The 25,073-nt window shown below is 66.5% G+C and carries 23 protein-coding genes, 2 tRNA genes and 1 pseudogene; 15 read left to right on the top strand and 11 right to left on the bottom strand.

Translation table 11 applies throughout. The features are described from left to right. Nucleotides 1–20 precede the first annotated feature (20 nt). A complete protein-coding gene (locus J5M86_RS06025) occupies nucleotides 21–437 on the top strand; it encodes a DivIVA domain-containing protein (protein WP_188060382.1) in 417 nt (138 codons plus the stop codon). A 1-nt stretch (nucleotide 438) separates the two neighbouring features. Continuing rightward, complete coding sequence (locus tag J5M86_RS06020) at nucleotides 439–1,323, top strand: crotonase/enoyl-CoA hydratase family protein (RefSeq protein WP_188060301.1); 885 nt, start codon at nucleotides 439–441, stop codon at nucleotides 1,321–1,323. A gap of 22 nt (nucleotides 1,324–1,345) precedes the next feature. Here the strand turns inward: J5M86_RS06020 and J5M86_RS06015 are convergent, their stop codons facing one another. Further along, entirely contained in the window at nucleotides 1,346–2,455 is a 1,110-nt protein-coding gene (locus tag J5M86_RS06015; RefSeq protein WP_188060300.1) for a glycerophosphodiester phosphodiesterase, read from the bottom strand. Nucleotides 2,456–2,557: 102 nt separating this feature from the next. Here J5M86_RS06015 and J5M86_RS06010 point away from each other — a divergent pair, with 102 nt between their 5' ends. The 5 genes from J5M86_RS06010 to fabF all read left to right on the top strand — a co-directional run bounded on the left by J5M86_RS06010 (nucleotide 2,558) and on the right by fabF (nucleotide 7,533). Next, nucleotides 2,558–3,712 carry a CdaR family transcriptional regulator gene (locus J5M86_RS06010; RefSeq protein WP_188060299.1) on the top strand — a complete coding sequence of 385 codons (1,155 nt, stop codon included), beginning with the start codon at nucleotides 2,558–2,560 and terminating at the stop codon, nucleotides 3,710–3,712. Between the two features lie 111 nt (nucleotides 3,713–3,823). After that, the gene (locus J5M86_RS06005; protein ID WP_188060298.1) at nucleotides 3,824–4,813 is read left to right on the top strand and encodes an ACP S-malonyltransferase; all 990 of its coding nucleotides are present in this window, start codon (nucleotides 3,824–3,826) and stop codon (nucleotides 4,811–4,813) included. Continuing rightward, nucleotides 4,814–5,851, top strand: coding sequence for a beta-ketoacyl-ACP synthase III (locus J5M86_RS06000; protein ID WP_188060297.1), 1,038 nt, complete (start codon nucleotides 4,814–4,816; stop codon nucleotides 5,849–5,851). It abuts the gene before it with no gap. Between the two features lie 96 nt (nucleotides 5,852–5,947). Beyond that, entirely contained in the window at nucleotides 5,948–6,196 is a 249-nt protein-coding gene (locus J5M86_RS05995) for an acyl carrier protein (protein ID WP_188060296.1), read from the top strand. Between the two features lie 92 nt (nucleotides 6,197–6,288). Then, nucleotides 6,289–7,533: a beta-ketoacyl-ACP synthase II gene (gene fabF, locus J5M86_RS05990; protein ID WP_188060295.1), complete on the top strand. Its 1,245-nt coding sequence runs from the start codon at nucleotides 6,289–6,291 to the stop codon at nucleotides 7,531–7,533. 79 nt (nucleotides 7,534–7,612) lie between these two features. Here the strand turns inward: fabF and J5M86_RS05985 are convergent, their stop codons facing one another. Together J5M86_RS05985 and J5M86_RS05980 are read right to left on the bottom strand one after the other, a co-directional pair. Next, complete coding sequence (locus tag J5M86_RS05985; protein ID WP_188060294.1) at nucleotides 7,613–8,125, bottom strand: DUF3145 domain-containing protein; 513 nt, start codon at nucleotides 8,123–8,125, stop codon at nucleotides 7,613–7,615. A gap of 179 nt (nucleotides 8,126–8,304) precedes the next feature. Then, the gene (locus tag J5M86_RS05980; RefSeq protein ID WP_188060293.1) at nucleotides 8,305–9,723 is read right to left on the bottom strand and encodes a protein kinase; all 1,419 of its coding nucleotides are present in this window, start codon (nucleotides 9,721–9,723) and stop codon (nucleotides 8,305–8,307) included. Nucleotides 9,724–9,858: 135 nt separating this feature from the next. Here J5M86_RS05980 and J5M86_RS05975 point away from each other — a divergent pair. Beyond that, nucleotides 9,859–9,932 (top strand) — tRNA-Ile (locus J5M86_RS05975). A 36-nt stretch (nucleotides 9,933–9,968) separates the two neighbouring features. Here the strand turns inward: J5M86_RS05975 and J5M86_RS05970 are convergent. The 4 genes from J5M86_RS05970 to J5M86_RS05955 form a co-directional block, all read right to left on the bottom strand. Continuing rightward, nucleotides 9,969–11,120, bottom strand: coding sequence for an HNH endonuclease signature motif containing protein (locus J5M86_RS05970; protein WP_188060381.1), 1,152 nt, complete (start codon nucleotides 11,118–11,120; stop codon nucleotides 9,969–9,971). Between the two features lie 33 nt (nucleotides 11,121–11,153). Beyond that, nucleotides 11,154–11,405 (bottom strand): hypothetical protein, encoded by a 252-nt coding sequence (locus J5M86_RS05965; RefSeq protein ID WP_188060292.1) that lies wholly within the window; start codon nucleotides 11,403–11,405, stop codon nucleotides 11,154–11,156. Nucleotides 11,406–11,561: 156 nt separating this feature from the next. Next, nucleotides 11,562–12,749, bottom strand: a complete 1,188-nt coding sequence (locus tag J5M86_RS05960) for an acyl-CoA desaturase (RefSeq protein WP_188060291.1) — start codon at nucleotides 12,747–12,749, stop codon at nucleotides 11,562–11,564. Nucleotides 12,750–12,818: 69 nt separating this feature from the next. Then, nucleotides 12,819–13,904, bottom strand: coding sequence for a ferredoxin reductase (locus tag J5M86_RS05955; RefSeq protein WP_188060290.1), 1,086 nt, complete (start codon nucleotides 13,902–13,904; stop codon nucleotides 12,819–12,821). 97 nt (nucleotides 13,905–14,001) lie between these two features. On the opposite strand from J5M86_RS05955, the gene J5M86_RS05950 reads away from it, so the two are divergent. The 6 genes and pseudogenes from J5M86_RS05950 to J5M86_RS05925 all read left to right on the top strand — a co-directional run bounded on the left by J5M86_RS05950 (nucleotide 14,002) and on the right by J5M86_RS05925 (nucleotide 19,028). Next, the gene (locus J5M86_RS05950; RefSeq protein WP_188060289.1) at nucleotides 14,002–15,198 is read left to right on the top strand and encodes a CdaR family transcriptional regulator; all 1,197 of its coding nucleotides are present in this window, start codon (nucleotides 14,002–14,004) and stop codon (nucleotides 15,196–15,198) included. Nucleotides 15,199–15,356: 158 nt separating this feature from the next. Next, the gene (locus tag J5M86_RS05945; protein WP_244328506.1) at nucleotides 15,357–15,911 is read left to right on the top strand and encodes a Dps family protein; all 555 of its coding nucleotides are present in this window, start codon (nucleotides 15,357–15,359) and stop codon (nucleotides 15,909–15,911) included. Nucleotides 15,912–15,997: 86 nt separating this feature from the next. After that, the gene (locus tag J5M86_RS05940) at nucleotides 15,998–17,587 is read left to right on the top strand and encodes an NAD(P)/FAD-dependent oxidoreductase (RefSeq protein ID WP_188060287.1); all 1,590 of its coding nucleotides are present in this window, start codon (nucleotides 15,998–16,000) and stop codon (nucleotides 17,585–17,587) included. Between the two features lie 37 nt (nucleotides 17,588–17,624). Next, on the top strand, nucleotides 17,625–18,074 hold the full coding sequence (locus J5M86_RS05935; protein WP_188060286.1) for an SRPBCC family protein: 450 nt from the start codon (nucleotides 17,625–17,627) through the stop codon (nucleotides 18,072–18,074). A gap of 128 nt (nucleotides 18,075–18,202) precedes the next feature. Further along, a pseudogene (locus J5M86_RS15735) lies at nucleotides 18,203–18,514 on the top strand (acyltransferase family protein); the annotation flags it as partial. Nucleotides 18,515–18,563: 49 nt separating this feature from the next. Continuing rightward, nucleotides 18,564–19,028, top strand: coding sequence for an acyltransferase (locus J5M86_RS05925; RefSeq protein ID WP_208965113.1), 465 nt, complete (start codon nucleotides 18,564–18,566; stop codon nucleotides 19,026–19,028). A gap of 62 nt (nucleotides 19,029–19,090) precedes the next feature. On the opposite strand, the gene J5M86_RS05920 is transcribed toward J5M86_RS05925, so the two are convergent. Continuing rightward, nucleotides 19,091–21,100, bottom strand: coding sequence for a PhoX family phosphatase (locus J5M86_RS05920; protein WP_370587328.1), 2,010 nt, complete (start codon nucleotides 21,098–21,100; stop codon nucleotides 19,091–19,093). A 240-nt stretch (nucleotides 21,101–21,340) separates the two neighbouring features. Between J5M86_RS05920 and J5M86_RS05915 the strand changes: the two genes are divergently transcribed. Further along, nucleotides 21,341–22,363, top strand: coding sequence for a nitronate monooxygenase (locus tag J5M86_RS05915; protein ID WP_188060285.1), 1,023 nt, complete (start codon nucleotides 21,341–21,343; stop codon nucleotides 22,361–22,363). Between the two features lie 66 nt (nucleotides 22,364–22,429). On the opposite strand, the gene J5M86_RS05910 is transcribed toward J5M86_RS05915, so the two are convergent. The 3 genes from J5M86_RS05910 to dnaG form a co-directional block, all read right to left on the bottom strand. Next, nucleotides 22,430–22,502, bottom strand: a tRNA-Asn gene (locus J5M86_RS05910). Nucleotides 22,503–22,572: 70 nt separating this feature from the next. Continuing rightward, nucleotides 22,573–23,103: a hypothetical protein gene (locus tag J5M86_RS05905; protein ID WP_188060284.1), complete on the bottom strand. Its 531-nt coding sequence runs from the start codon at nucleotides 23,101–23,103 to the stop codon at nucleotides 22,573–22,575. Nucleotides 23,104–23,111: 8 nt separating this feature from the next. Continuing rightward, the gene (gene dnaG, locus J5M86_RS05900; RefSeq protein WP_188060283.1) at nucleotides 23,112–24,989 is read right to left on the bottom strand and encodes a DNA primase; all 1,878 of its coding nucleotides are present in this window, start codon (nucleotides 24,987–24,989) and stop codon (nucleotides 23,112–23,114) included. Nucleotides 24,990–25,073: the final 84 nt, after the last annotated feature.

Here is a 25,073-nt window from a genome sequence, read left to right as displayed (position 1 = left end):
CGGCCGGTTAATGTCGCGACATGGACATCAGCTGGCAGGACATCGTTAAGAAGGAATTCAATCCGCCCTCGCGCGGCGCTGCGGGGTATGACGAGATCGCCGTCGACGACTTCTTCGACGAGGTGGTCAGGCGGGTGCACACCGACACGCTGGCAGCTGACTTCCTCCGCGCGCAGACCTTCCCGAAGGCACAGGGGTTCGGTAGGCGCGGCTATGCGGCGACGGAGGTCGATGAGTTCATCGATCAACTCGCGCAGCAATGTGCCGGCGTTGCTCCCTTTACCGGCAGCACCGTTGGGGAACAACAGGACACGCCTCGACAGAACGCGCCGCAGGGTGGTGGCACGTCGAGCTGGGGAGGCGAGCCGAGCCTCTCCGGCGAGTCGCCGTACGTCGAGCGCAAGAGCTTTCTCTCGCGCATCTTCGGGAAGGGCTGACATGGCCTTCAGCACGATCGCCCACGACGTCGAGGACGGCATCCTGACCGTCACACTCGACCGCCCCGACAATCTCAACGCGTTCACCGTCACCATGGCCGACGAACTCGAACAGACCTTCCGTGAGGTCAACGAGCGCGACGAGGTGCGTGCCGTGATCGTCACCGGTCGTGGACGCGCATTCTGTGCAGGCATGGATCTGGCGGCAGAAGGGAACGCATTCGGTCTGGACGAGACGCAGCAACCGACGCTCGATGCGATGGCCGATCTCGACGACCCTGCGCTGCAGCGGGTGCGCGACACGGGTGGCCGGGTGACGCTGGCGATCTACGACTGCCGCAAGCCGGTCATCGCAGCGATCAACGGTGCCGCGGTGGGCATCGGAGCCTCCATGACCCTGGCGATGGACGCCCGCATCGTCAGCCGCGAGGCTCGCTTCGGGCTGGTCTTCGGCAAGCTCGGCATCACCCCGGAGGCCGCATCGACGTGGTTCCTGCCACGCATCGTGGGCATGGCGACGGCGCTTGACCTGGTCTATTCCGCGTCGATCCTCGACGCTGCTCAGACGAAGGACGTCGGACTCGCCAACTCCGTCGAGGATGCCGAGCGATTGATCACTGCCGCAAGGGATTTGGCTGACCGCTGGACCAAGGAACGCTCGCCGGTGTCAGTCGCACTGATGCGGCAGATGATGTACCGAAACTCCGCCGAACCCCACCCGCGCGAAGCGCACCGGATCGATTCCCTGGCGATGTTCGAGACGAGCATCGCCGACGGCGGCGAAGGTGTGGCTGCGTTCCGGGAACGCCGCGCCGCGCAGTTCAGCAGCGCGACATCCCGGATGCCGCAGTTCTACGACGAATGGTTGCGCCGCCAGGACGACTGACGGGCTCCCCTCGCCTGGGTGGTCAGACTCCGAGCGTCAGACTGCGCGACAAGACCGCGAGGTCAGGGTTGTCGCTGAAGATCCCGTCGATACCCGTCTTCCACAACTGCGCGAGGAAGTCGAGCACGCGGCCGTAGTCGGCCGGGTTGGTGCCGGTTTGGTAGTCGGCCGGCAGGAAGGTGTTCTCGGCGCGCACCGTCCACGGGCAGACCGTCAGACCGTTGGAGTGCGCGTCGGCGACCAGTGAGGTGGGCTTGCCCAGCGTGCGATCGGCGTTCCAGCTGATCACCCGCTTGGTGTCGGGGCCCACGCCGTCGATGTGCTGCGCCCAACTCTTCATGCCCGAGCGCGTGAGCAACTCGTCGTAGCTGCGGGTGTCGCCGTAGGGCTTGCCGGACGCCGTTGCCAGGAAGACCAGCGGCGCCTTCACCCCGAACTTCGTGCGCAGGTCGAGCAGGTTGTTGAGCTCGAAGGACTGGATGAAGATCGGCGCCTTCGGGGAGTCAAGCCGGTAGCGGCGGATCAGCGGCACCAGCTTCTCCTCCAGCGGCTTGCCCATCTGTCGGAAATAGGTGGGGTGCTTGGTCTCGGGGTACACGCCGATCGGTCGTCCGAGCTCGCGGGTGAGTTGCTCGCGCAGCTTGAGCACCTCCTCGAAGGTCGGCACCTGCCAGAGGCCGTCGTAGACGGTGTTCTGCTGGCGCTCCTTCGGCAGACGCTCAACAGCGCGCAGCGTGCGAAGTTCGGTGAGGGTGAAGTCCTCGGCGAACCACCCGGTCACCGGCACGCCGTCCAACTGCTTGGTGGTCCTGCGCGAGGCGAACTCCGGACGCTTGCTGACGTCGGTGGTGCCGCCGATCTCCGGCTCGTGGCGGCAGACGAGCACGCCGTCCTTGGTGATCACCAGGTCGGGCTCGATGAAGTCGGCTCCCAAGTGGGCCGCCAACCGATAGGCCGCGAGGGTGTGCTCGGGTCGGTAACCCGATGCGCCTCGGTGACCGACCACGATCGGACCGCGACGTGGCCCACGCCGACGTCCCGGATCAGCGGCGGCGGAGGTGGCCACGGCGGGTGCAACGACTGCGGTGGCGGCGGATGAAGCGAGGATCCCTGCGAATGTTCGTCGATTCATCTCTCCATCGCATCGCGTCTGCCGGTGCGGTGGGTGGATAAGAGGTGACGAAATGCCGAACGGACGCTTCTTCGTCCACCTCCTACAAATTAGGCTCTGGCCATGTCCCGCACGCCCACCTCCCGCAAGCGCCTTGAAACGGCGGCCGGGGCGCTCGCCACCGAGGCGGTGCAGCAGATGGACGAGACGCTGCCGTGGTACCGCGCGCTGCCTGCTGAAGACCGCTCCTGGGTGGGCATGGTGGCGCACGCAGGCATCGCGGCATTCATTGCCTGGCACGCCGACCAGAACACTCTCCCCCCGATCGCGGCCGATGTCTTCGGCACTGCGCCTCGAGAACTGACCCGCTCAATCACGCTGCAGCAGACTCTCGACCTGGTGCGCACGACGATCGACGTCGTGGAGCGTGCGGTGCCCCAGATCGCCGCTCCCCAGGATCGCGTCGAGATGCGGGCCGCGGTGCTGACCTATGCCCGCGAAGTGGCTTTCGCGTGTGCGCAGGTGTACGCCCAAGCAGCCGAAACACGCGGCGCCTGGGACGCCCGCCTGGAATCACTGGTGGTCGACGCCGTGCTGCGTGCCGAGGGCGATGAAGCCCTGCGTTCACGGGTGACGGCGCTCGGCTGGGACGAGGTCAAGGACATCGTCGTCATTGCCGGCACAGCGCCGCAAGGCAGCGGCACCGAGACCGTGGACGCCTTGCGCCGTTCGGCGGCGCGCATAGGCGCCGACGCCCTGGCCGCAGTACAGGGACGCCGCCTCATCGCCATCCTGGGCAACGTCGCCGACCCACTGTCGGTGGCGGCCGACCTGGCCGAACTCTGGGCTGACGGTCCCGTGGTCGTCGGCCCGCTGGTGCCCCACCTGTACGCCGCCGGTCGCAGTGCTCGCGCCGCCCAATCGGGTTACGTCGCCGCGTCGGCCTGGCCGGGGGCGCCGCGACCGTGCCACGCAGATGAACTGCTGGCCGAACGGGCACTTGCCGGAGACCAGCGGGCGCGACGGCAGTTGTCGGCACGGGTGTCGCACGCTCTGGACGTCCGAGCAGCCACCCGGGACACGGTCACCTCCTACCTTGACCACCTCAGCCTCGAGGGCACCGCACGTGCCCTGTTCGTCCACCCGAACACCGTGCGATACCGGCTGGGGCGGTTCGCCGACGACAGCGGATTCGATCTCACCGACGCACGGGATGCCTTCTCAGTGCGGCTGGCGATGATGTACGAACAGCTGCCGGAAGTGGCGGAGAGGCGATAGGAAGCTGCCGGAGTCACCGCGACAGATTTGATGATTCCTACAAAGTCTGAGGTTCATCCTCGTCGGTTTCAGTGCCGAAGCGGGGCCCGATCTCGCGAGAGAGTTGGTCTCGTGCTCGCAATCGTCTGCCCTGGACAGGGCTCACAGACCCCCGGATTCCTCGCACCATGGCTTGAACTTCCTGGTCTTCGCGACCAGCTGGAGCAGTTGGGGTCAGTCGCGCAACTCGACCTGGTGGAGCACGGCACCGTGTCGGACGCCGACACCATCAAGGACACCGCTGTCGCCCAGCCGCTCATCGTCGCGGCCGGTCTCGCCGGTCTGCAGGCCCTGTTCGCCGACGACTCCAAGACGCACACCGGGGCCGGCGTGACGCTTGATGCCGTTGACGTCGTCGCCGGCCACTCGGTCGGTGAGATCACCGCCGCGGTCGCCGCTGGAGTGCTGACGCCCCAGGACGCGACGGTCTTCGTCCGCGACCGCGGGAACGGCATGGCAGCTGCCAGCGCAGTGCGCCCCACCGGCATGGCGGCCGTGCTCGGCGGCGACGAGGCCGAGGTCGTTGCCACGCTCGAACAGATTGGGCTGACCCCCGCCAACCGCAACGGCGCCGGGCAGATCGTCGCGGCCGGCACCCTTGAGCAGATCGACGCCCTCAAGCAAGCTCCGCCGGCGAAGGCCCGGGTCATTCCGCTGCAGATGGCTGGTGCGTTCCACACCGAACACATGGCACCCGCCGCCCAGGAGTTGGCGCAGCTCGCAATGTCGTTCAGCACGAGTGACCCATCGGTCGCGCTGCTGTCGAACAAGGACGGTCAGCGCGTCGAGGACGGCACTGAGGTGCTTCGCCGTCTGGTCTCCCAGGTGAGCAGCCCGGTGCGCTGGGATCGCACCATGGAGACGATGCTCGCGATGGGCGTCACCGGCCTGATCGAGCTTCCGCCGGCCGGCACGCTGGTCGGTCTGGCAAAGCGCGGCATGCGGGGCGTGGAAACTCTCGCGCTGAAGACCCCGGACGATCTCGACGCAGCGCGGCGCATGATCAGCGAACACGGCCGTTCCGGCCAGCACGATTCAGTCAACAACCCGACGGAGGACTGAATGGTCTCCCCCAAGAACACCGGCAGCCTTCGTTCCTCCGAGGGCTCACAGCACACGCGCATCCTCGGAGTCGGTGCGTACCGCCCCGAGCGTGTGGTCACCAACGAGGAAGTGTGCGAGTTCATCGACTCCTCGGACGAGTGGATCCGCGAACGCTCGGGCATCGTCACCCGGCGCATCGCTGGTGACCACGAGACGGTGACCACGATGGCCGAAGCCGCCGCGCGGGATGCCCTGCAAAACTCCGGGGTCGCCATCGAGCAGATCGACGCCGTCCTGGTCGCCACCGTTTCGCACCCGTACCAAACGCCAGCTGTTGCACCGCTGATCGCAACCAACTTGGGCCGCAACGGGATTCCGGCTTTCGACATCTCCGCCGCGTGCGCTGGCTATTGCTACGGCATCAGCCTGGCCAACGACATGGTGCGCAGCGGCAGCGCGACCAACGTCCTGGTGATCGGCGTCGAGAAGCTGTCGGACTTCACCGACAAGTACGACCGCGGCACGGCGTTCATCTTCGCCGACGGCGCCGGTGCGGCGATCATCGGACGCTCCGAAACTCCTGGCATCGGCCCCACGGTCTGGGGCTCCGACGGTGAGCAGTGGACAACCATTTCCCAGCGCGAGTCGTGGATCGAGATCCGCAAGTCGTGGGAGGAAACCGATGGCGACGACCGCATCTGGCCCACCATCGGCATGGTCGGACAATCAGTCTTCCGTTGGGCCGTGTGGGGCATGGCCCCGGTCGCGCAGAAGGCAATGGACGCCGCCGGGATCACCGCGAACGACCTGGACGCATTCATCCCGCACCAGGCGAACATGCGGATCGTCGACGCCATGGTCAAGCAGCTCAAACTGCCCGCCGACATCCCGGTGGCACGCGACATCGCCGACCAGGGCAACACCTCCGCGGCATCGATTCCGCTGGCCACCGAACGGATGCTGCGCGAGGGTGAAGCACCCTCGGGAGGTCTTGCCCTACAGATCGGTTTCGGCGCAGGCTTGGCCTACGCCGCACAGGTCGTCGTCCTTCCCTGAATCCACCCGCGACTCGGCGGGCAATCCGGGTCAGCCCGAGATCCGTTGCACCACAAGGGATCACAACGCAACACAAGAAACCAAGGAGTTCGACACATGGCACAGAGCGACCAGGAGATCCTCGAAGGCCTCGCTGAGATCGTCAACGAGGAGACCGGCCTCGACGTCAGCGAGGTGCAGTCGGAGAAGTCCTTCACCGAAGACCTCGACATCGACTCGCTGTCGATGATGACCATCGTGGTCAACGCCGAGGAGAAGTTCGGCGTCCGCATCCCCGACGACGAGGTCAAGAACCTCACGACCGTCGGCGACGCCGTCACGTACATCAAGAACGCCCAGGGCTGACCCCTCGGGTGGGCCGGCGCGATCCGCTGGCCCACCCGTTGTCGCCACCCTCGCGCCACCGGGCGCGCCCCGAAACAAGGAGTTCGCACCTCATGAGCGCAGACAAGCGCATCGTCGTCACCGGAATCGGTGCCACCACACCGATCGGTGGTACCGCGACCGAGACCTGGGACGCCCTGCTGGCCGGACGGTCCGGCGCCCGCACCATCGAGGCCGACTGGGTGCAGCAGTACGACCTGCCCACCCACTTCGCCGCCACCATCTTCCAGAACCCCGCCGACGTGCTCGCGCGCGTCGAAACCCGTCGGATGGATCCGTCCGGGCAGTACGCCCTGATCGCCACCCGTGAGGCATGGGCGGACGCCGGTGCTCCCGAGGTGGAGCCGGAGCGTCTCGGTGTCGCGATCGGCACCGGCATCGGTGGCGTGCACACCCTGCTCGACCAGTACGACGTGCTGAAGGAAAAGGGCCCTCGCCGGATCTACCCGTTGACCGTGCCGATGCTGATGCCCAACACCGCCTCCGGCAATGTGTCGCTCGAACTCGGCGCCCGCGCCGGTGCACACACCACCGTCTCGGCGTGCGCTTCAGGTGCTGAGTCGATGGGCTACGCCGCGGAGATGATCCGCTCGGGCCGCGCCGATGTCATGGTCGCCGGCGGCACCGAGGCAGCGATCCATCCGCTGACGATCGCCGGGTTCAACGCCATGCAGGCACTGTCACGGCGCAACGACGACCCGGCGGCTGCCTCGCGTCCGTACGACACCGGCCGTGACGGCTTCGTCATGGGCGAAGGCGCGGGCGTGATCGTGCTGGAGTCGTACGAGCACGCCAAGGCGCGCGGAGCCAAAATCTACGCGGAGTTGGCATCGATCGGCATGTCCGCCGACGCGCACCACATCACCGCCCCGGAGCCGGAAGGCGCCGGCGCGAGCCGCGCGATGACCGAAGCTGTCGAGCGAGCCGGCCTGTCGCTCAACGAGGTTCACCACATCAATGCGCATGCCACCTCGACCCCGGTGGGCGACATCGCCGAGTCGAATGCCATTCGACGCACCTTCGGAGATGCCACCGATTCCATTCCGGTCACGGCGACCAAATCGATGACCGGGCACCTGCTCGGTGCCGCCGGCGCGCTCGAGGGCGTCTTCACGATCCTGAGCGTGCACCACCGGTTGGTGCCCGCGACGATCAACCTCGACGACCCTGACCCGGAGATCCACCTCGACGTCGTCACCGGCGAAGCCCGCAAGCTGCCGGACGGCGACATCTCTGCGCTGAACAACTCGTTCGGCTTCGGTGGGCACAACATCGCCCTCATGGTGAAGAGCGTCTGACCGCTCCTCGAGCCAGTTCCGTAGTCCAAGAAGCTCCCCGCACCTACTGGCGTGGGGAGCTTCTTGGCTGTGGCCGGTGTCAGCTGACTCGGTGGAGCCAGCGGACGGTGGCGCCGTCTCCGGCGTAACGGAACGGCTCCAGTTCTTGGTCCCATGCCGTGCCGAGCAACTCGGCCATCTCGGTGCGGAACTGTTCGGGGTCACCCTTGCTGGCGGCCAGCGCCGACCGCAAGCGGTCTTCGTTGACGACGGAGTCGCCGTTGGCGGAGGTCCAGGTGTGGTGGATGCCCAGCGAGGGCGTGTGCGACCAGCGCGAACCATCGCAGCCGGGGCTGGGCTCTTCGGTGATCTCGAAGCGCACATGTTCCGACCCGCGCAGTGCGCTTGCCAGTTTGGCGCCAGTGCCGGGTTCGCCCATCCACGACAGCTCGGTGCGCACCAGCCCAGGGGCCATCGGCTGAGAGGTCCATTCAGTGCGCACGGCAGAGCCGAGGACGTTCTCCAACGCCCAGCTCAGGTGCGGGCACAACGCCGTCGGAGTCGAGTGAATGAACACGACCCCGCGCGTGACACGCGAATTAACCGCAGACATCCGGGCCTCCTTGGTGTGCGAGGGACGTCTTCCCCAACGACCTCGTACGGGTGCCCGCATCAGCGGAGATGAACTTGTGCGCCCATTGTGCCTCATCCGGGTCACAAGTGCACCACTGGTCACACAGAACAATCCGGCGAGGCAACTCCTGGTGGCGGTATCGGCACCGCTGCAGGGTTTCAGCGCCGCTTGAACAGCGTTGTGAAGATGACCGGAAGGTGGAGGAAGCCGAGCGCGAGGCAGAGCCATGCCCCCGCTCCCGTGCCGAGGGGCGAGGGCTGCTCGGTCGTGCCGTCGATGTAGCTGAAGGCCGCGAACCAGAGCATGCCTGGGATGAAACACAGGACGAGCGCCACGATGCTGAATGCGATGTGGCCCTTGCCCAATGCTTGAGGCAAGCCCAACGCGCCCACGATCACGGTGAAGACCGCCATGACCGCGGCCACTCCTCCCGATTCAGGGCTGCTGGTGTAGCTCTCCTCCGCCTGCGCGAGAGCGAACGCCGACCAACTCTGTCCGTCGAGGGAAGCCCATGGGAGGAAGAAGCTGAGTACGACGCCCAGCGACAGGAGGATCCACGTCCACCCCAGGCCACGAGCGGCTGCGTCTGCCGGCTGCGAACCACGGCGGATGGGATACGACGCATACGCCGGTGGGCCAAAACCTGGCTGAGGCGCGGCGGCCTGGGTCATTGCCGCCGGTGCGTAGTGCGGCCCGGAGCGGGGGCCAACGTATGGGCCCTGGCCGCCGTATGGTGCGGCTGGAGGCACCGCGACCCGGGCCGGGGTGGACGCGAGCCCAGCACGCAGCTCACGCGCGAAGTTGCCGACGCCTCGCTGACGTTGGTCGGGATTCTTGGCCAGACCGCGATGCACCGCGTCCCGCACGCCGCCAACGATCGTCCCCGGCAGGGGTGGCGGCTGCTCATTGATGTGCTTCATCGCGAGTGCGACCGCGGAGTCGGCCACAAAGGGTCGTCGACCGACGAGGGCTTCGTAGGCGACGACTGCGAGGGAGTACAGGTCGGCCTGGCCGGTGACGTCACGGCCGAGCGCCGATTCCGGCGGCAGGTATTGAGCCGTGCCCATCACCTCACCGGTGCGGGTCATCTTCGCTGCACCGAGCGCCCGTGCGATGCCGAAGTCGGTCAGCTTCACCGTGCCCTTCTCGGTCAGCAGGATGTTCGCCGGCTTCACGTCGCGGTGGATGACACCGGCTTCGTGCGCTGCCTCCAGACCGGCCGCCGCCTGCGTGATGATCGAGACCACCTGCTCTGCAGGCAGGCCACCCTGCCTGTCGAGCAGATCGGCCAAAGAGGTGCCCCGGACGAACTCCATCACGAGGTAGTCGGTGTCGCCCTCGCGACCGAAGTCATGCACCTGCGCAATGTTTGCGTGACTCAATCGAGCGGCGGTGCGGGCCTCATGGTGGAAGCGGGCCGCGAAGTCAGGATCGTCGGCGAGTTCGCGGCGGATCACCTTGATGGCAACCGTTCGGTCGAGCACCTCATCGTGAGCCGTCCATACCTCGCCCATGCCCCCGCCGGCGATGCGTGATTGCATCACATAGCGACCGCCCAGCGTCTGACTCACGTCCATGGCCGTCCCTCCCCGATCGAGGCCCCCTCAAGGATGCCTCACCAATGCTCAACACGCGCGACCGGCGCGCGCAGGATGCCCGGCGGCAGGTACGCTCACGAGCGCTTCGCACGTCTCCATGGTCGTCCGGAGCATGGGGCGGTAGCTCAGCCGGTTAGAGCAGCGGACTCATAATCCGTCGGTCCTGGGTTCAAGCCCCAGCCGCCCTACCGAGATCTCGTCAAAGGGCTCGATCAGTTCGGTGATCAGTGCACCTGTGCCCAGGACAGCTTGACCTGCCCGGCGGGCCCGGTCGAGAAAGACGCTCCGATGAGCTTGAAGAACTCCGAGAACGCCAGGTGCGCCTCGCCGGAGGGACGATGAAGGTCCGCTGGACGGTCTTGGATCGAGGGGTGTTCGTCAGGTGGGGCTTGTTCCGCCCGCCACTCCAATAGGTACTTGTCGTAAGACCCCGCCAGGAGGTCCCACACAACTTCTTCATCGATCACCCGGCCCGCCAGGCGATCTCGATGGACGATCGTGTGATGCCCTCCGCATAACAGCGCGGACAGATCGAGACGAGTTGGTCCGCCGTCGGCCCAGTGGATCAGGTGGTGGCCGTCGCACCAGAAGGCAGGTGCAGTACAACCCGGGAAGGTGCAGTGCCGGTCGCGGAGCCACAGTGCGCGCAACATCTCGCGGGTGATGTAGCGCTCGGCGCGGCCGGCGTCCAGCACTCCCCCATGTTTGTCGACCAGCACCGGGAGGACGACGCCGTCACACGCCAACTTGCGAATCGTTTCGCTGCCAAGGAGCGTGCCATCGTCCACTCCACCCACGACGCTGCCGGCGGCGGACGCGGCACGTAGCTTTTCGTGGTCGATGGTGACCACGACGGTCGACTTGGTGGAGGCGCCAGGTAGCACCGATGAGGACATCCCGCGACGGAGTGCTTCGACGAGCGCCTGCCCGCGCCGCTGCGCGAACGTGCGCTTGTCGCGCTCGCCGTTCGGGCCAGGCACCGGCTTGGACAACGGGCCGATCGCTCCCTCCAGGATCGCACGGCTCTCGTTGTCGAGCGTGAGGTCGTACCGGTGCAGGCCGTCGTCCTCGATGCCTCGGCTGAGCTCGACGCGTTGGGCGCGACGTTCCTGATCCTCCTGGAACGCGCTCGAACCGAAGCGCGCCAGCAGTTCGGGACGCACCATGCGCACCCCGGCAGGGCCGTGTCGTCTACCCATCTGCAGCAGCGCGTCGATGACCGCCAACATGGCTTCGGGCTCGACCTCCGCGCGCAGCTTCTCCATCTCACGCAACACGGTCGCGCCCGTGCGCGGCGAGATCTGCGCATCAACGACTGCCGCTCCGACCGGAGCTGCATCGCCGCGCGAGTTGACCGCTGCGGAACATGACGCGATGTCGGAGGCGCCTGCCTCGACTGTGGTTGGAGCCTACGAGCGCACCCACGCCAGCGTGCGCCGTGAGGTGGAGGTCAACACCTCACCGCGCTGCACGGCCTCCGCGGTGATGGCAACGCGTGCCGCGGCTGCGAGCCTGACGAGGTCGTCGACTTCCGTCATGAACTGCGTCAGCACAGTGCCGGGCGCTTGGAAGAGCCCGTCGTTCAGCCCGTTCAGCGCAGCGCGCGCCACGTCGATCGCACTGTGGCGATCGGCGAAATCTGCGCGCTGTTCGAGTTGCATGAAACAAGCTATGCGTGACCACCGACAACCCCTTTCGACGCTGAATCTGCTGCTCGACTCAAGCGAGAATCACCATGTCGAGGGCCCACATTCCGCCAGCTCAGATGCCTGCGAGTTCAGCGACGCCTACCCACCGACGTCGGCCCGGCAGCCGAATCAGGCTGCGACAGTGGCGCTTTCACGCTCGCGCAGCTGACTCGGCAGCGCAGTGGGAGCCACGACGCGGCGACGCGGCTTCGGCGCGAACTTCGCAGCCAGGTGGTTGGGCAACGACAGTCGGAAGACCTTCCCCCACGCCGAGGCGACCTGCTTGTGCAAGGGACCCGTCACGTACTGCAGGCCGTAGCGCTCACAGATGTCGCGGATCTTCGGCGAGATCTCCTGGTAGCGGTTGCTCGGCAGGTCGGGGAAGAGGTGGTGCTCGATCTGGTAGCTGAGGTTGCCGGTGGCGATGTGCATCGCGCGCGAGCCGTCGATATTGGCCGAACCGATCATCTGGCGCAGGTACCAGTCTCCGCGGGTCTCACCGTCGATGGAGGTCTTGGTGAACGTCTCGACACCCTCCGGGAAGTGGCCGCACATGATGACCGAGTGCGTCCACAGGTTACGGCCGAGGTTGGCGAGGTAGTTCGCGAACAGCGTCCGCTTCGCGGAGCCGAAAGGCACAGCAAGCGCCGGGTGGATGACGTAGTCCTTGGTCATCTGCTGACGGATCTTGTTGAGTACCTTGCGGGAGTCGGTCTTGAAGCGCTCCTTGTCCTTGCGGCCGGCGAAGTACTTGCCCAGCTCGAGGTCGTACGCGGCGATGCCGTACTCGAAGAAGCAGGCGTTGAGGAAGTTCCAGGCCGGCTGCCCCAGGTAGAAGGGCGACCACTTCTGGTCCTCGTCGACGCGCATGATGCCGTAGCCGAGATCGTTGTCGCGCCCGAGCACATTGGTGTACGTGTGGTGCAACTCGTTGTGGCTGTGCTTCCACAGGTCTGCAGGCGAGGCGTTGTCCCACTCCCAGGTGGTGGAGTGGATCTTCGGGTCGCGCATCCAGTCCCACTGGCCGTGCATGACGTTGTGCCCGATCTCCATGTTCTCCAAGATCTTGGAGACGGTCAGGCCCACCGTGCCGAGCACGAACGCCGGCTTGTACTTCGCGAAGAGCAGCACTGCACGGCTACTAAGTTCGAGTTTGCGCTGCACATCGATGACTCGGCGGATGTAGGCGGCGTCGCTCGAACCGCGCTCGCTGATCACCTCGTCCCGGATTGCGTCGAGTTCTTTGCCCAGGCACTCGATGTCGTAGCGCGTGAGGTGCGCGATCGGGTTGGTTTCCTTCTTCTGCAGTGCAGTCATGTGCTTGGTCTCCTGATCGATTTCGTTCAGTTCGAGAGGTCTGTGCGCGAACGACTTGTTCGGCTTGGTCTAGAGGTCGATGTCGCAGCGCCCGGCGGCAGCCGAGATGCAGGTCTGGACGAGCACACCGTCGCCAGGGCTGGCCATGGTCACTTCACCGGTGCGCAGGTCGCGCACTGCTCCTTCGCGCAGGGGCAGCACGCACCCGTAACAGATGCCCATGCGGCAACCGGACGGCATGAGGACGCCGGCTTCTTCGCCCTGGTCGAGGATCGGCCGGGCGCCGTCACATTCGAGTTCGCGATCAAGTTGCGTGAAGTAGACGGTGCCACCCTCCCCCGGCTCCACCAGCGCGGGACGGAACCGTTCGGTGTGCAGCATGTGCTCGTGACCGGTTGTCGCCCAATGGGATTCAAGCATTTCCAGCATGCCTGCCGATCCGCAGGCCCAGGTCTCCCGCTCGCGCCAGTCGGGCACGAGCGCTTCGAGTTCGGCGGTGTCGAGCATGCCGTGGACGTCGGTGTGCCGCTCCTGCAAGCTGATTCGGCCCTCGGCAGCAAGCAGGCGAAGCTCCTCGGCGAAGATGACGTCCTCCGGCCGCGGCGCCGAATGCAGCAACACCACGTCGTCAAGTTCGTCGACGGCGTGCCGCAGGATGCCCATCACCGGCGTGATGCCGCTGCCGCCGGTGAGCAGCAAGATCTTCTGTGGCAAGACCTCAGGCAGGACGAACGCGCCATCAGCTTGCTCCATCTGCACGATCTGGCCGACCCGCAGATGCTGCACCAGGTAGGTGCTGACCGCGCCGCCGGAGATCGCCTTGACGGTGATCGAGATGCAGCCGTCGGTTCGAGGCCCCGAGGTGATGGAGTAGGCGCGCCACATACGCACGCCATCGGTGTCGACGCCGATGCGCATGTACTGGCCGGGCACGTGTCCCCGCCAGCGACGACCTGGACGGATCGTGACGGTCAGGGCATCGTCGGTCTCGGCTTGCAGCGACTCGACGCGTCCGCGCAGCACGGTGCTGGTGCGCAGCGGGTCGAACAGGTCGACGTAGTCCTCCGGCAGCAGCGGCGTGGTGACCGCCTTGGCCAGCTTGAACGCGCGCGAACGCCAGACCGAGGGTGTGGCTGCGTCCGAGGTGATTGGCATGAAACCAGTGTGCTTACTCCGAGCGCTAATCTCTTGACCACAGCACGTGAACATCCTCGCTCAGATTGTTCAACGCGAACAAGAATGGACCTTGGTCGTGACTCAGCCCACAGATTCGGCGCCCCGCCTGCCGCAGACCGCGGTCGCCGGGCTGGCCGAGCACCTCCCCGCCGTGGCTGCGCGCTGCGTCGAGGCAATCACCGACGAAGTGCCCGGATACACGAATGCCCTGACCGGCGAACTCGGCCCGCGCATCGAAGGCGCCGTGCAGGTCGCCCTGGCGGGCTTCCTCCGGCTGGCCGGAGGACCGCAAGGCAGCGATCCGTCCACCCCGATGCGCCCCGCGCTCGACGGCGCGTACGCCCTCGGCCAGGGCGAGGCCCGCGCGGGTCGGTCGATGGACGCACTCCTGGCGGCATACCGGGTGGGAGCACGCGTCTCCTGGCGGGAGTTATCGGCCAGTGCCGTCGCCATCGGTATCGACGCCGCCAAGATCGCCCGCTTCGCCGAACTCGTCTTCGCCTACATCGACGAACTTTCCGCAGCCAGCGTCGCCGGGCACTCAGACGAACTGGCTTCCGAGGGTCGCATCCGTGAACGCCGCAGGGAACGACTGGCGGTCGAGCTGCTCGCCGGACGAGACGAAGAGGCGCTGGTCGCCCTGGCAGAACGGGCTGAGTGGCCGCTGCCGCGCACGCTGACAGCGGTGGCCCTGCCCGTGGATTCCGCGTCCTTCGCCACAGCCCAACTGGGCGCCAACTGCCTTCGCACCACGGACGATTCGGCCGAGTCGGAGCTCGCCACGCTCCTGGTGCCGGACGCGCACGGCCCGTCGCGACGACGATTGATCACCACACTTCACGAGGCCTCCGCGATCATCGGCCCGGCCACCCCGTGGACGCAGGTGGCCAGGTCATGGCGCAGGGCGATGCGAGCCCACGAACTAGGTCTCGCAACGACGCGTGTGCCACTCGACACCGAACAGCACCTCGCGCAGATCGTCCTCGGGTCGGACGCGGATGCGCTGCAGGACTTGCGGATCCGCGCTCTTGCCCCACTCGCAGATCTGCCGCCCGCCACGGCCGAACGCCTTGGTGAGACCCTTCGTTCGTGGCTGTTGCACCATGGCCGACGGGACGCGGTCGCCACGCAGTTGCACATTCACCCGCAGACTGTCCGCTACCGGATGACCCAGATCCGTGACCTGTTCGGCGAGCGTCTGGACGACCCGGAACAAGTCCTGAGCATTCTCGTCGCACTCCAACCCCACCCGCAGGCCCAACGCAACGACTAGCAGCGCCGCACATTTCCCGGCAATGAAGGCGGGCAGGCGGGCGACAGCGAGCGATCCCACCCCAAGGGACCACTCACGATTATCACCATGCGCACTACAGAGGTGATTTGATGAAACGGCGTGCCGCATCGGCGCGACCATCAACGAAAGGACGCCCCGTGGCTGAGAAGTCGACCTTCACCCTGCCCGGCCTGACCCAGGCGAAGTCCGACAAGATCGTGAAGATCCTGCAGGTGCGCCTGTCGGCCTACAACGACCTGCACCTCACCCTGAAGCATGTGCACTGGAACGTCGTGGGTCCGCACTTCATCGGCGTCCACGAAATGATCGACCCGCAGGTGGAGCTGGTACGCGGGTACGCCGACGAAGTGGCCGAGCGCATTGCCGCAATGGGCGCCTCCCCCGGCGGCCGCGTCAGCGACATCGAGCGCGACCGCACGTGGGACGACTACGCCATCGAACGTGACACCGTCGGTGCACACTTGGGCGCCCTCGACAAGGTGTACGACGGAGTCATCACCTCCAACCGCAAGGCGATCGAGCAACTCGACGACCTCGACCTCGTCACGCAGGACCTCATCATCGGACATACCGGCGAACTCGAGAAGTTCCAGTGGTTCGTGCGCGCTCACCTCGAGTCGTTCGCCGGAGAGCTCAAGGACGCCGGTACGACCACCGAGAAGGACGCTGCCGCAAAGACCCGCAAGGTCTGAGCACGGCTGATCACGTCTGAGAACCATCTGGATCACCGGTCGCACTCGCGGCCGTCCACCGCCGACCCGATGAGAGTTCGTTCCGCATGAATGCATACGACGCAGTCGTGGTCGGCGGTGGCCATCATGGCCTGGTCGCCGCCATCGAACTGGCCGACCACGGCCGTCAGGTTCTGCTGTGCGAGAGCCGGCCGGAGGTGGGCGGCGCTGTTGCCGACCGGACGATCGGCGACTTCGTCGTGGACGAGTTCAGTGCCTTCCACCCACTGGCTGCGGCATCACCCGTCATCCAGGGGCTCGGCCTCGACAAGCACGGGCTGCAGTGGGCGCGCAGCGAGCGGGTCGTCGCCCATCTCGGCCGGCCCGACGACACCTCAGGTGCCTTGCTGCACGCCGATCCCACCCACACGGCGGCCCGTCTGGACGCGGACGCTCCGGGTGACGGAGCAGCATGGCTCGAACTGGTCGACAGCTTCGCCTCGCTCAAGGATCCGCTGCTCGACGCCCTCCTGCTGTCCTGGCCGCCGGTTCGCCACGCACCCAAACTGGCGAAGGCCGTCGGCGCGACAAATCTGCTCGACTTCGTGCGCTTCGCGCTGCTACCCGTCGAGCAACTGTCCGTCGAACGATTCCGTGGTCGAGCGGCGCGAGATCTGCTGTCCGGCAACGCGATGCACGCCGACATCCCACCTGAAGCGCCCGGCAGTGGCGTGTACGGCTGGATCATGACGATGCTCGCCCAGGACGTCGGTTTCCCGACCCCGGTTGGGGGCGCCGGCGCCCTGGCCCGCTCACTGCGTTCCCGTGCTGAAGCAGCCGGCGTCGAGATCAGAACCGGTACGCCTGTCGTCCGGATCAGAGCCGAGCACGCACGCGCCTCGGGCGTCGACCTCGCGTCCGGAGAGTTCATCAAGGCACCGGTAGTCATCGCCGACACCAGCGCACCGATGCTGTACGGCACGTTGCTCGAGGACGTACCGGCCGGACTCCGGGCACGGATGGAGCGCTTCACCTGGGATCTGCCCACCATCAAGATCAACCTCGGTCTGTCGGGTGCGATGCCGTGGACCGCGGAAGCCGGGCGGTCAACCTCGGTGGTCCACGTCGGCGGTGGTCATCGCGACCTCGTGCGCTGGAGTGCCGATCTGGGCTCCGGACGTATCCCTGAGCACCCGTTCGCCCTGGTCGGACAGATGACGTCGACCGATCCACTGCGCTCCCCCGCCGGCACAGAGTCGATGTGGGTATACAGCCACCTCCCGCGCGGCGTCACCGACGACGACGGCACCGAACACTTGATCCGCAACTGCGAGCGCATGCTCGAGGAGTTCGCGCCGGGGTGGCGTGATCTGGTGGTCGAACGCTGGGACCAGACACCGCGATCACTAGAGGACTCGAACGCCAACCTGGGTGAGGGTGCAGTCGGCGGAGGCACCATGCAGTTGTTCCAGCAGGCGTTCTGGCGACCCGCCACCGGACTGGGTGGACCCCGCACATTTTTGCCCGGGCTCTACCTCGGCAGCGCCGCGATCCATCCCGGCGGCGGCGTGCACGGCGGGGCCGGCCACATGGCGGCACGCGCCGCGTTGGCCGACAGCGCTCTCGCCGGCAAAGTTCGAGGCGCACTCGAACGCCGTGTGCGCCGCTCCATCGACACCACGCTGCCCCGATTCTGAACCCCCAGCTAAACCACGCTGAACCACAGGAGACTCCATGCGCACCATCTCGGTCGAACACACCACGCCCGCTTCGCCGGAAGCCGTCTGGTCGGTGCTCGCCGACGGGTGGGCCTATCCGTCGTGGGTGGTGGGAGCCTCGCGCATGCGCGCCGTGGAGGCCGGATTCCCTTCACCCGGAACAAAATTGCATCACAGTGTCGGCAGCTGGCCGTTGCTGCTGGATGACGAGACCGCGGTACGGGACTGCGAACCGGGCAAGTCCTTGCGGCTGGAGGCGAAGACCCGTCCGTTCGGCACCGCCATCGTCGCCATCTGCCTCATCGCCACTCCGGACGGTGGAACCGTGATCAGCATGGAGGAGGACGCGGTCTCCGGGCCGCTCGCGCACACGCCCAAGCCCGCACGGCAGGTGGGCATCGCCGCCCGCAACAGGGAGACTCTCCGCCGCCTGGCTCTACTGGCCGAACGCGCCGACCACGCCTGAACAAAACACGGCACCAGCGGGCTCTTCCGACTACCGGCGCCGGCCGAAAGCCGGCTGCTTGGGCGCGCCGTGATGCGCGCCGGGTGTGATCTACGTCATCCTGACCCGACGTATCGAAGGCGTCATCCATGCAGGACACGTCGAAAACGGCGGCCGCGCACACGTCGCATCACGAAGGACCGACCGAAGCCGCCGCCACGGCAAGCGCTCTGGCTCACGCCAAGTTCCGGGCGGACATCGAAGGACTTCGTGCGATCGCCGTGTGGTTCGTCCTGCTCGCCCATGCTGGTGTGCCGGGGCTGCACGGAGGGTTCATCGGAGTCGACGTTTTCTTCGTGATCTCCGGGTTCCTGATCACCGGACTGCCGCTGCGCGAAGTCGACCGCACCGGTCGAATCTCGTTCGCCGACTTCTGGGCCCGACGAGCCAAGCGTCTGCTCCCGGCGGCATCGATCGTCCTGGGCATCGATGTTGCTCACCTGGTGGGCCATGCCAGCGTCGACTTGGCGTCAGATCTGTGGCGACATCCTGGCCTCGGCTACCTACGTCATCAACTGGCGCTTGGCGTCCCAGTCGGTCGACTACTTCGCCGGCACCGAGCCCTCACCTGTCCAGCACTTCTGGTCGCTCGCAGTCGAAGAGCAGTACTACCTGGTCTGGCCATTGCTGATCGGCCTGGTCGTCCTGGCGACCCGCGGTGCTGTTCACCGACGCCGGCTCGCCATCGGCATGGCCCTGCTGTGCGTCATCGTCCCGTCGCTCGCCTGGTCGATCCATGCGACCACGACCGACCCCGCGAAGGCGTGCCCCACCGAGAACTGTCCCCCGGTGATCGGGAACGTGCTGGTCTATCGCGACGACAAGCACGTGTCCAAGCTGTTCGCCGACTCGATGCTTCCGATCGTGCGGGCACGGCTGGTGCCCCATCTGGCCGCCGCAGCGAACACTCGCTAGCCCCTGCACCACATGCGTTCGGCCCCGCTCACCACGACGGTGAACGGGGCCGAATGTCGGCCTCAGTGACGTCTCGGCTTGCCCGGCTTGCCCGCCTTGTCACGGAACACCTGGATCACCGACGGACGCGGCTGACCGGTGCCGTCGTACGGGAACAGGCTCGCGGGCGCCGACGGGCTCGCCCCGTCGACCTCACCCGGGTGCTGAACTGCGCAGAACACCGTCTTGTCGTCGACGATCAGCGGGCCGGCCGACTCCGCGCCGTGAGGGACGGTGTGGAACTGCTGGAGATGGCCAGCGTGCTTGCCCTCCAGCGGCATCATGAAGAACGCGTCCGCGTTGCCCAGGGCGTTGCCGTCCGTCGAGATCCACAGGTTGCCCTTGGAGTCGAAGGCGACGTTGTCCGGGCACGAGATCGGGCTGACCTCGCTCTTGTCGTAGCCGTCGAAGTAGGTGGACGGATCACTCGGGTCACCACAGATCAGCACGAGCTTCCAAGTGAACTCGGTGGCGGTCTGATCCCCGCGGCGCTCGGTGATCTCCAAGACCTGGCCGTGCTTGTTGCTCGCCCGCGGGTTGACCTCGTCGACCTGGTCGGCGGTGCGCTTGGAGTTGTTGGTCAGCGCAACATAAACCTTGCCCGTGACCGGGCTGGGCTCGACGTCCTCGGGACGGTCCATCTTGGTCGCACCGGCCTTGTCGGCAGCCAGACGCGTCCAGACCAGCACCTCCTCGACCGACATGCCGGCGATCTTCGACTTGCCACCCTGCACCAGCGGCAGCCACGTGCCGGTGCCGTCGCAGATGCCGTCCTGCTGGCCGTCACCGGTGAACTTGGCGACGTAGAGGTCGCCCTCCTCCAGCAAGGTCATGTTGTGTCGGCGGTCGCCCGGCTTGTACTTACGGCGCGACACGAACTTGTAGAGATAGTCGAAGCGCTCGTCGTCGCCGGTGTAAGCGACGACCCGGCCGTCTGCAGCGATGCAGACGTTCGCGCCTTCGTGCTTCAGTCGTCCGAGCGCGGTGTGCTTGCGCGGAGTGGACGTGGGGTCGGTCGGGTCGACCTCGATGATGTAGCCGAAGCGGTTGACCTCGTTCGGCTCCTTGGTGGTGTCGAAGCGCGGGTCGACCGACTCCCAACCGCGGCCCTTGCTGCCGGAAACTCCGTACCGCTTGTACGCGGCTTCCTGACCGGGGGCGTCCGCGGCCGAGGAGAAGTAGCCGTTGAAGTTCTCCTCACCCGACAACACCGTGCCCCACGGAGTGGTGCCACCGGAACAGTTGCCGAAGGTGCCAAGCACCCGGCGACCAGTGGGGTCGGTCTTGGTACGCACGAGCTTGGAACCGGCGGCGGGGCCGGTCAGCGCAAACGGCGTGGTGGCTGTGATGCGGCGGTTCTTGCGGGCGCCCATGTGTGCCTGCCACTCCACGCCCTTGCGCGAAACCTCGACGACCGAGAGGCCGTGCGCCGCCATGACAATCTTGACCTGCTCGGTGCTGAGCGACTTCGGCCCGCTGTAGCCACGGAACATCAGCTCTTCGTTGGTGTACTCGTTGTTGACCACGAGCAAGCCACGGCTGGAGCGTCCGTTGCGCACCAGACCGACGTAGTCGCAGTTGTAACCGAACTGCTTCTCCTGTGCAGCGGCGCTCTGATTGTTGAAGTCGAACTTCGGCGCTCCGGCAACGATCGGGTCGCCCCACTTGACCAACGGCTTCCAGGTGAAGCCCTCGGGGGTGACGACCTTGTCGGTCTCGAACGGCACCGGCGGGGTGCCCTCGAACTCGAACACGGGGCGGCCCAGACCATGGCCCGAGCCGGCGGCAGCAGCCTGTCCGGCCGTCGCCATCCCGACCCCAACAGCTGCAGCGCTGGCGCCGATCGCCTTGAGCAGCGTCCGGCGCTTCGTGCCACGGACGATGTCACCGAAGTATTCGTTGTCGGTGGTGTTGGCCACCGGCTGGAAGCAGGAGTCTGCGCAGCGGTAGTGGCAGGTCATGAGGGAGCGGCTGCCGTTGTGCGGGCGCGCAGCAAGCGGCAGCAGCGAGCGGTGTTCCGGGGTGGGGGTCAAAGCGGGGGTCCTTCCACACAGGTGAACTGCAGATCTGAGGTTGGTCGGTCTGATGGCAACAACCGGGGGCACCGGCGGCGGTGCGCAGCTGGCCCTGTTCGAAGGTAGAAGTACGCTCCGCTGCGCGAGTAACACCTTGGTGAACGTCGGGTAAGCGTTACGTCAAGAACGTCTGTCCGGCCATGCGCTGCCTGCACTCCTGCGCGGAACGACAACCACCGAGGTGCCACCATGGTGGCCATGCCAAACCTGCCCACGCTGGCCCTGCCGATCATCGCTGCGCCGATGGCGGGCGGTCCGAGTACCCCGGAGCTCGTCGCTGCCGTGGCTGCAATCGGCGGATCAGGATTTCTGGCCGCCGGGTATCGCACAGCCGGTCAGATGCATGACCAGATCAAATCGACGCGCGCACTCACCGATGCGCCGTTCGGGGTCAATCTCTTCGTTCCCAACGACGACCCCGTCGACGACTCGGCCATTGGCGACTACCGGCAGGCTCTTGCCGCCACTGCCGCCGAATACGGGCTGACCGACCTCGCACTCCCAACCGCAGACTCCCCTGACACCGATGATTGGGACGCGAAAATCGCTGTCCTGCAATCAGATCCAGTGCCGATGGTGTCGTTCACCTTCGGGCTGCCCGGCGCCGACGTCGTCCGGTCGCTGCAGACCGTCGGCAGTTGCGTCATCGCTACCGTCACGAGCGTGGACGAGGCTGAAGCTGCGCGATCTGTCGGTTACGACGCACTCGTGGTCCAAGGCCCGGAGGCGGGCGGCCATCGTGGGACTCACAGCACCCTGACCGAACCCGGCGCACTCGCCCTGACCGAGCTTCTCCCTGCTGTCGCACAGGCGGTCGATCTGCCCCTCATCGCTGCGGGCGGGTTGACCGACCACGCCGCCATCACTGCAGCGCTCGAGCACGCCGTGGCCGTACAACTCGGCACCACTTTCCTACTGGCGGACGAGGCCGGCACCTCCGCCACCCACCGCCGAGCTCTTCAAGACCCGGCGTTCACCACCACGACGGTGACGCGCAGCTTCACCGGGCGTCCGGCTCGGTCACTGCACAACAAGTTCATCGATCGGTTCGGAGCATGCGCTCCGGCTGCCTACCCGGCCGTTCACCATCTCACCGGGCCGTTGCGGCGAGCGGCTGCCGAGGCCGGCGACGCACAATTCGTGCATCTGTGGGCAGGCACAGGCTGGCGCGACATCCGGTCAGGAAAGGTGGCCACCATCGTGGCCGACCTCTGGCCATGAGCCGCTCGCACTCACGACAAAGGCCTCTGACTCCTACGTTTCCGCAGGTCAGAGGCCTTATGTGCGCTCCCCCGGTTGGACTCGAACCAACAACCTGCCGGTTAACAGCCGGCTGCTCTGCCAATTGAGCTACAGGGGAATGTGTCCCCGTGAGGCGCAGCGGAAACTGTAGCAAAGACCCGCCCGTTCGACCGAATCGGCCAGCTAGCTCACTCCGCGACCGGTGCCAGGCCTACCTGGTCGCGCAATTCGATGCGAAGCCGGTCGACCTCCGCAGCGACCTGCGGGTCAGCCGCGTTCGTGCGTCGTCCCAGCACCACCTGGTCGAACATCTCACCGGTGCGCAGGTCCTTGCGGATCGCCACGTGCCCCGACTGTCCGCGACCTGTGGTCGGCAGAGCGCCAGAAATCACCACCGATGCCCGCACCCGCTCGTGGAACACCTCGGGTATCCGGGTCTCGACTTCCTTGAAGGTGTACTGACTACCCCGACCGCCGTCGACCCAGGTGATGCTGAGGGTCCAGGTGTCCGGGCTCCAACCGCCGGTGTCGACCTCGAACCACGGTCGGCGGGTGAGCACCTGGCTGCCCGCGACCGTGACCAGTTCGGTCGTGGTCGCAGCCACGGTGGAGCCGGTGTTGTCGTCGACCGCGAAGGCCAGCACCTTCTCCCCGCGCGGCAGATCGAGCGTCCGCACCAGATCTGCGGGCGGCTTGGGGTCGCGTCCAAGAATGCGCATCGTTCTCCTCAGTCGGTGGCCAGTCGGGCGTGGGCTGCCTGCAGCTGCAGCAGCTGCGCAGACAGTGAGCGCGAACGCGCGAGGTCGGTCGATTGCTGACGCAGTTGCGCCATCACGTCGTCGATGCGCCGACGCATCGCGGCGTCCCGCACGCGCAGGATCAGCGAGGCCGCGAAACGGGTCTCGGGAAGGCCGGTGTTGCGGTCGATCCGGGTCGGTAGCTGATCGACCGACAGGCGTGCCACGTAGCCACCGAGTTCGGTGGGCGCTTGCTCGCGGACGGCGTCACTCCAGGCACGAAGCGACTGGGTCGACGGGTCGCCGACGCGCATCACCGCCTCGAAGATCGCGCGGTGGGCAGGTGCCACGAAGTCGTCGGCGGTCAACGCCATCAGCTGCGGGCCCGGCACGGCCCCGGGGAACTGCAGGATGCAGGTGAGCAACTGCATCTCGGCGACGACGATCGGGTCACGGAAGTTGGGCAGCGGAATGCCTGCAGGTTCGCTCGGCTCGTCTGCTTCGGGCTCCGGGGTGCGGCGCTCGACGACCGAGGTGACGGTCGCCCTGCGCACTTCTGCGTCCAACTGGTCGAGCGGCACGCCCAGCCAACCAGCAACTTCCCGGGTGTATGCCGGACGCAGCGCGGTGTCGCGAATCCCCTTGAGGATCGGGGCAACCGCCCGCATGCCCTGGACGCGTCCCTCGACCGTCGCCAGGTCGAACCGCGCGAGCGTGGTGCGTACCGCGAACTCGAACATCGGGATGGCCGAGTCGACCAGCGCGGCGACGGCCGGCTCACCCTGCGCCAGAAGCAGTTCGCAGGGATCCATGCCGTCCGGGGCAACAGCGACATATGACTGCGCGGCCCATTGCTGATCCATCTCGAAGGCCTTCATCGCTGCCTTCTGACCCGCGGCATCGCCGTCGAAGGTGAACACCACCTGGCCCGGTGCTTGTCCGGCTTCGTCCCGGATGAGCCGGCGCAGTGCCTTGATGTGATCAGCGCCGAAGGCTGTGCCACAGGTGGCGACCGCCTGGGTGACGCCGGAGAGATGACAGGCCATGACGTCGGTGTAGCCCTCGACGATCACTGCGCGTCGTTCTCCCGAGATCGACTTCTTCGCCAGGTCAAGGCCGTAGAGCACCTGGGTCTTCTTGTAGATCGGCGTTTCGGTGGTGTTGAGGTACTTCGCTTCGATGCGGTCGTCGTCGAAGATGCGGCGAGCGCCGAACCCGATCGTGTCGCCGGTGATGTCGCGAATCGGCCAGACCAGGCGTCCGCGGAACCGGTCGTACAGGCCGCGGCGGCCGCGTCCGACCAGCCCCGCGAGCACCATTTCGTCCTCGGTGAAACCCTTGCGCTGCAACACATCTACCAGCACCTCACCACCGCGGGGTGCGTATCCGACGCCGAACGGTTTGCACGAGGCGCTGTTGAATCCTCGGGCTCGCAGGAAGTCGCGGGCGGTGCGTCCTTCGCCGTGCTTGATGAGAGCTTCCTGGTAGAACTCATCGGCGACGCGGTGGGCCTCCAACAACCGGGTGCGGCGACCGATCGACTCAGGCCGCGGTCCGCGTCCCTCCTCGTAGTGCAGCTCGACGCCGTACTTGCCGGCGAGGCGTTCGACCGTCTCGGCGAAGGTAAGGTGCTCGATCTCCATGACGAAGGAGATGACATCGCCGGACTTGCCGCATCCGAAGCAGTGATAGGCGCCGACGGAGGGACGCACCGTGAACGACGGCGTCTTCTCGTCGTGGAAGGGGCACAGCCCCTTGAGCGATCCGGGACCGGCCGAACGCAGCGTCACGTGCTCACGCACGACCTCTTCCAGCGAGGCGCGCTCCTTGACCACAGCGATGTCGTCGGTCTTGATCAGACCCGCCATCGCTACCCGCCTCCATCACCTGTCGTTGTCGCAGCAATCGTCGTCCGTCGTCGCTGCAGCTTGTCAGTTTAGGTCGCAGACCGG

This window comes from Yimella sp. cx-51 (assembly GCF_017654605.1).
Classification (GTDB): Bacteria; Actinomycetota; Actinomycetes; order Actinomycetales; family Dermatophilaceae; genus Yimella.
Note: the sequence above shows the minus strand (reverse complement) of the source record. Positions and strands in the feature narration are given on the sequence as shown.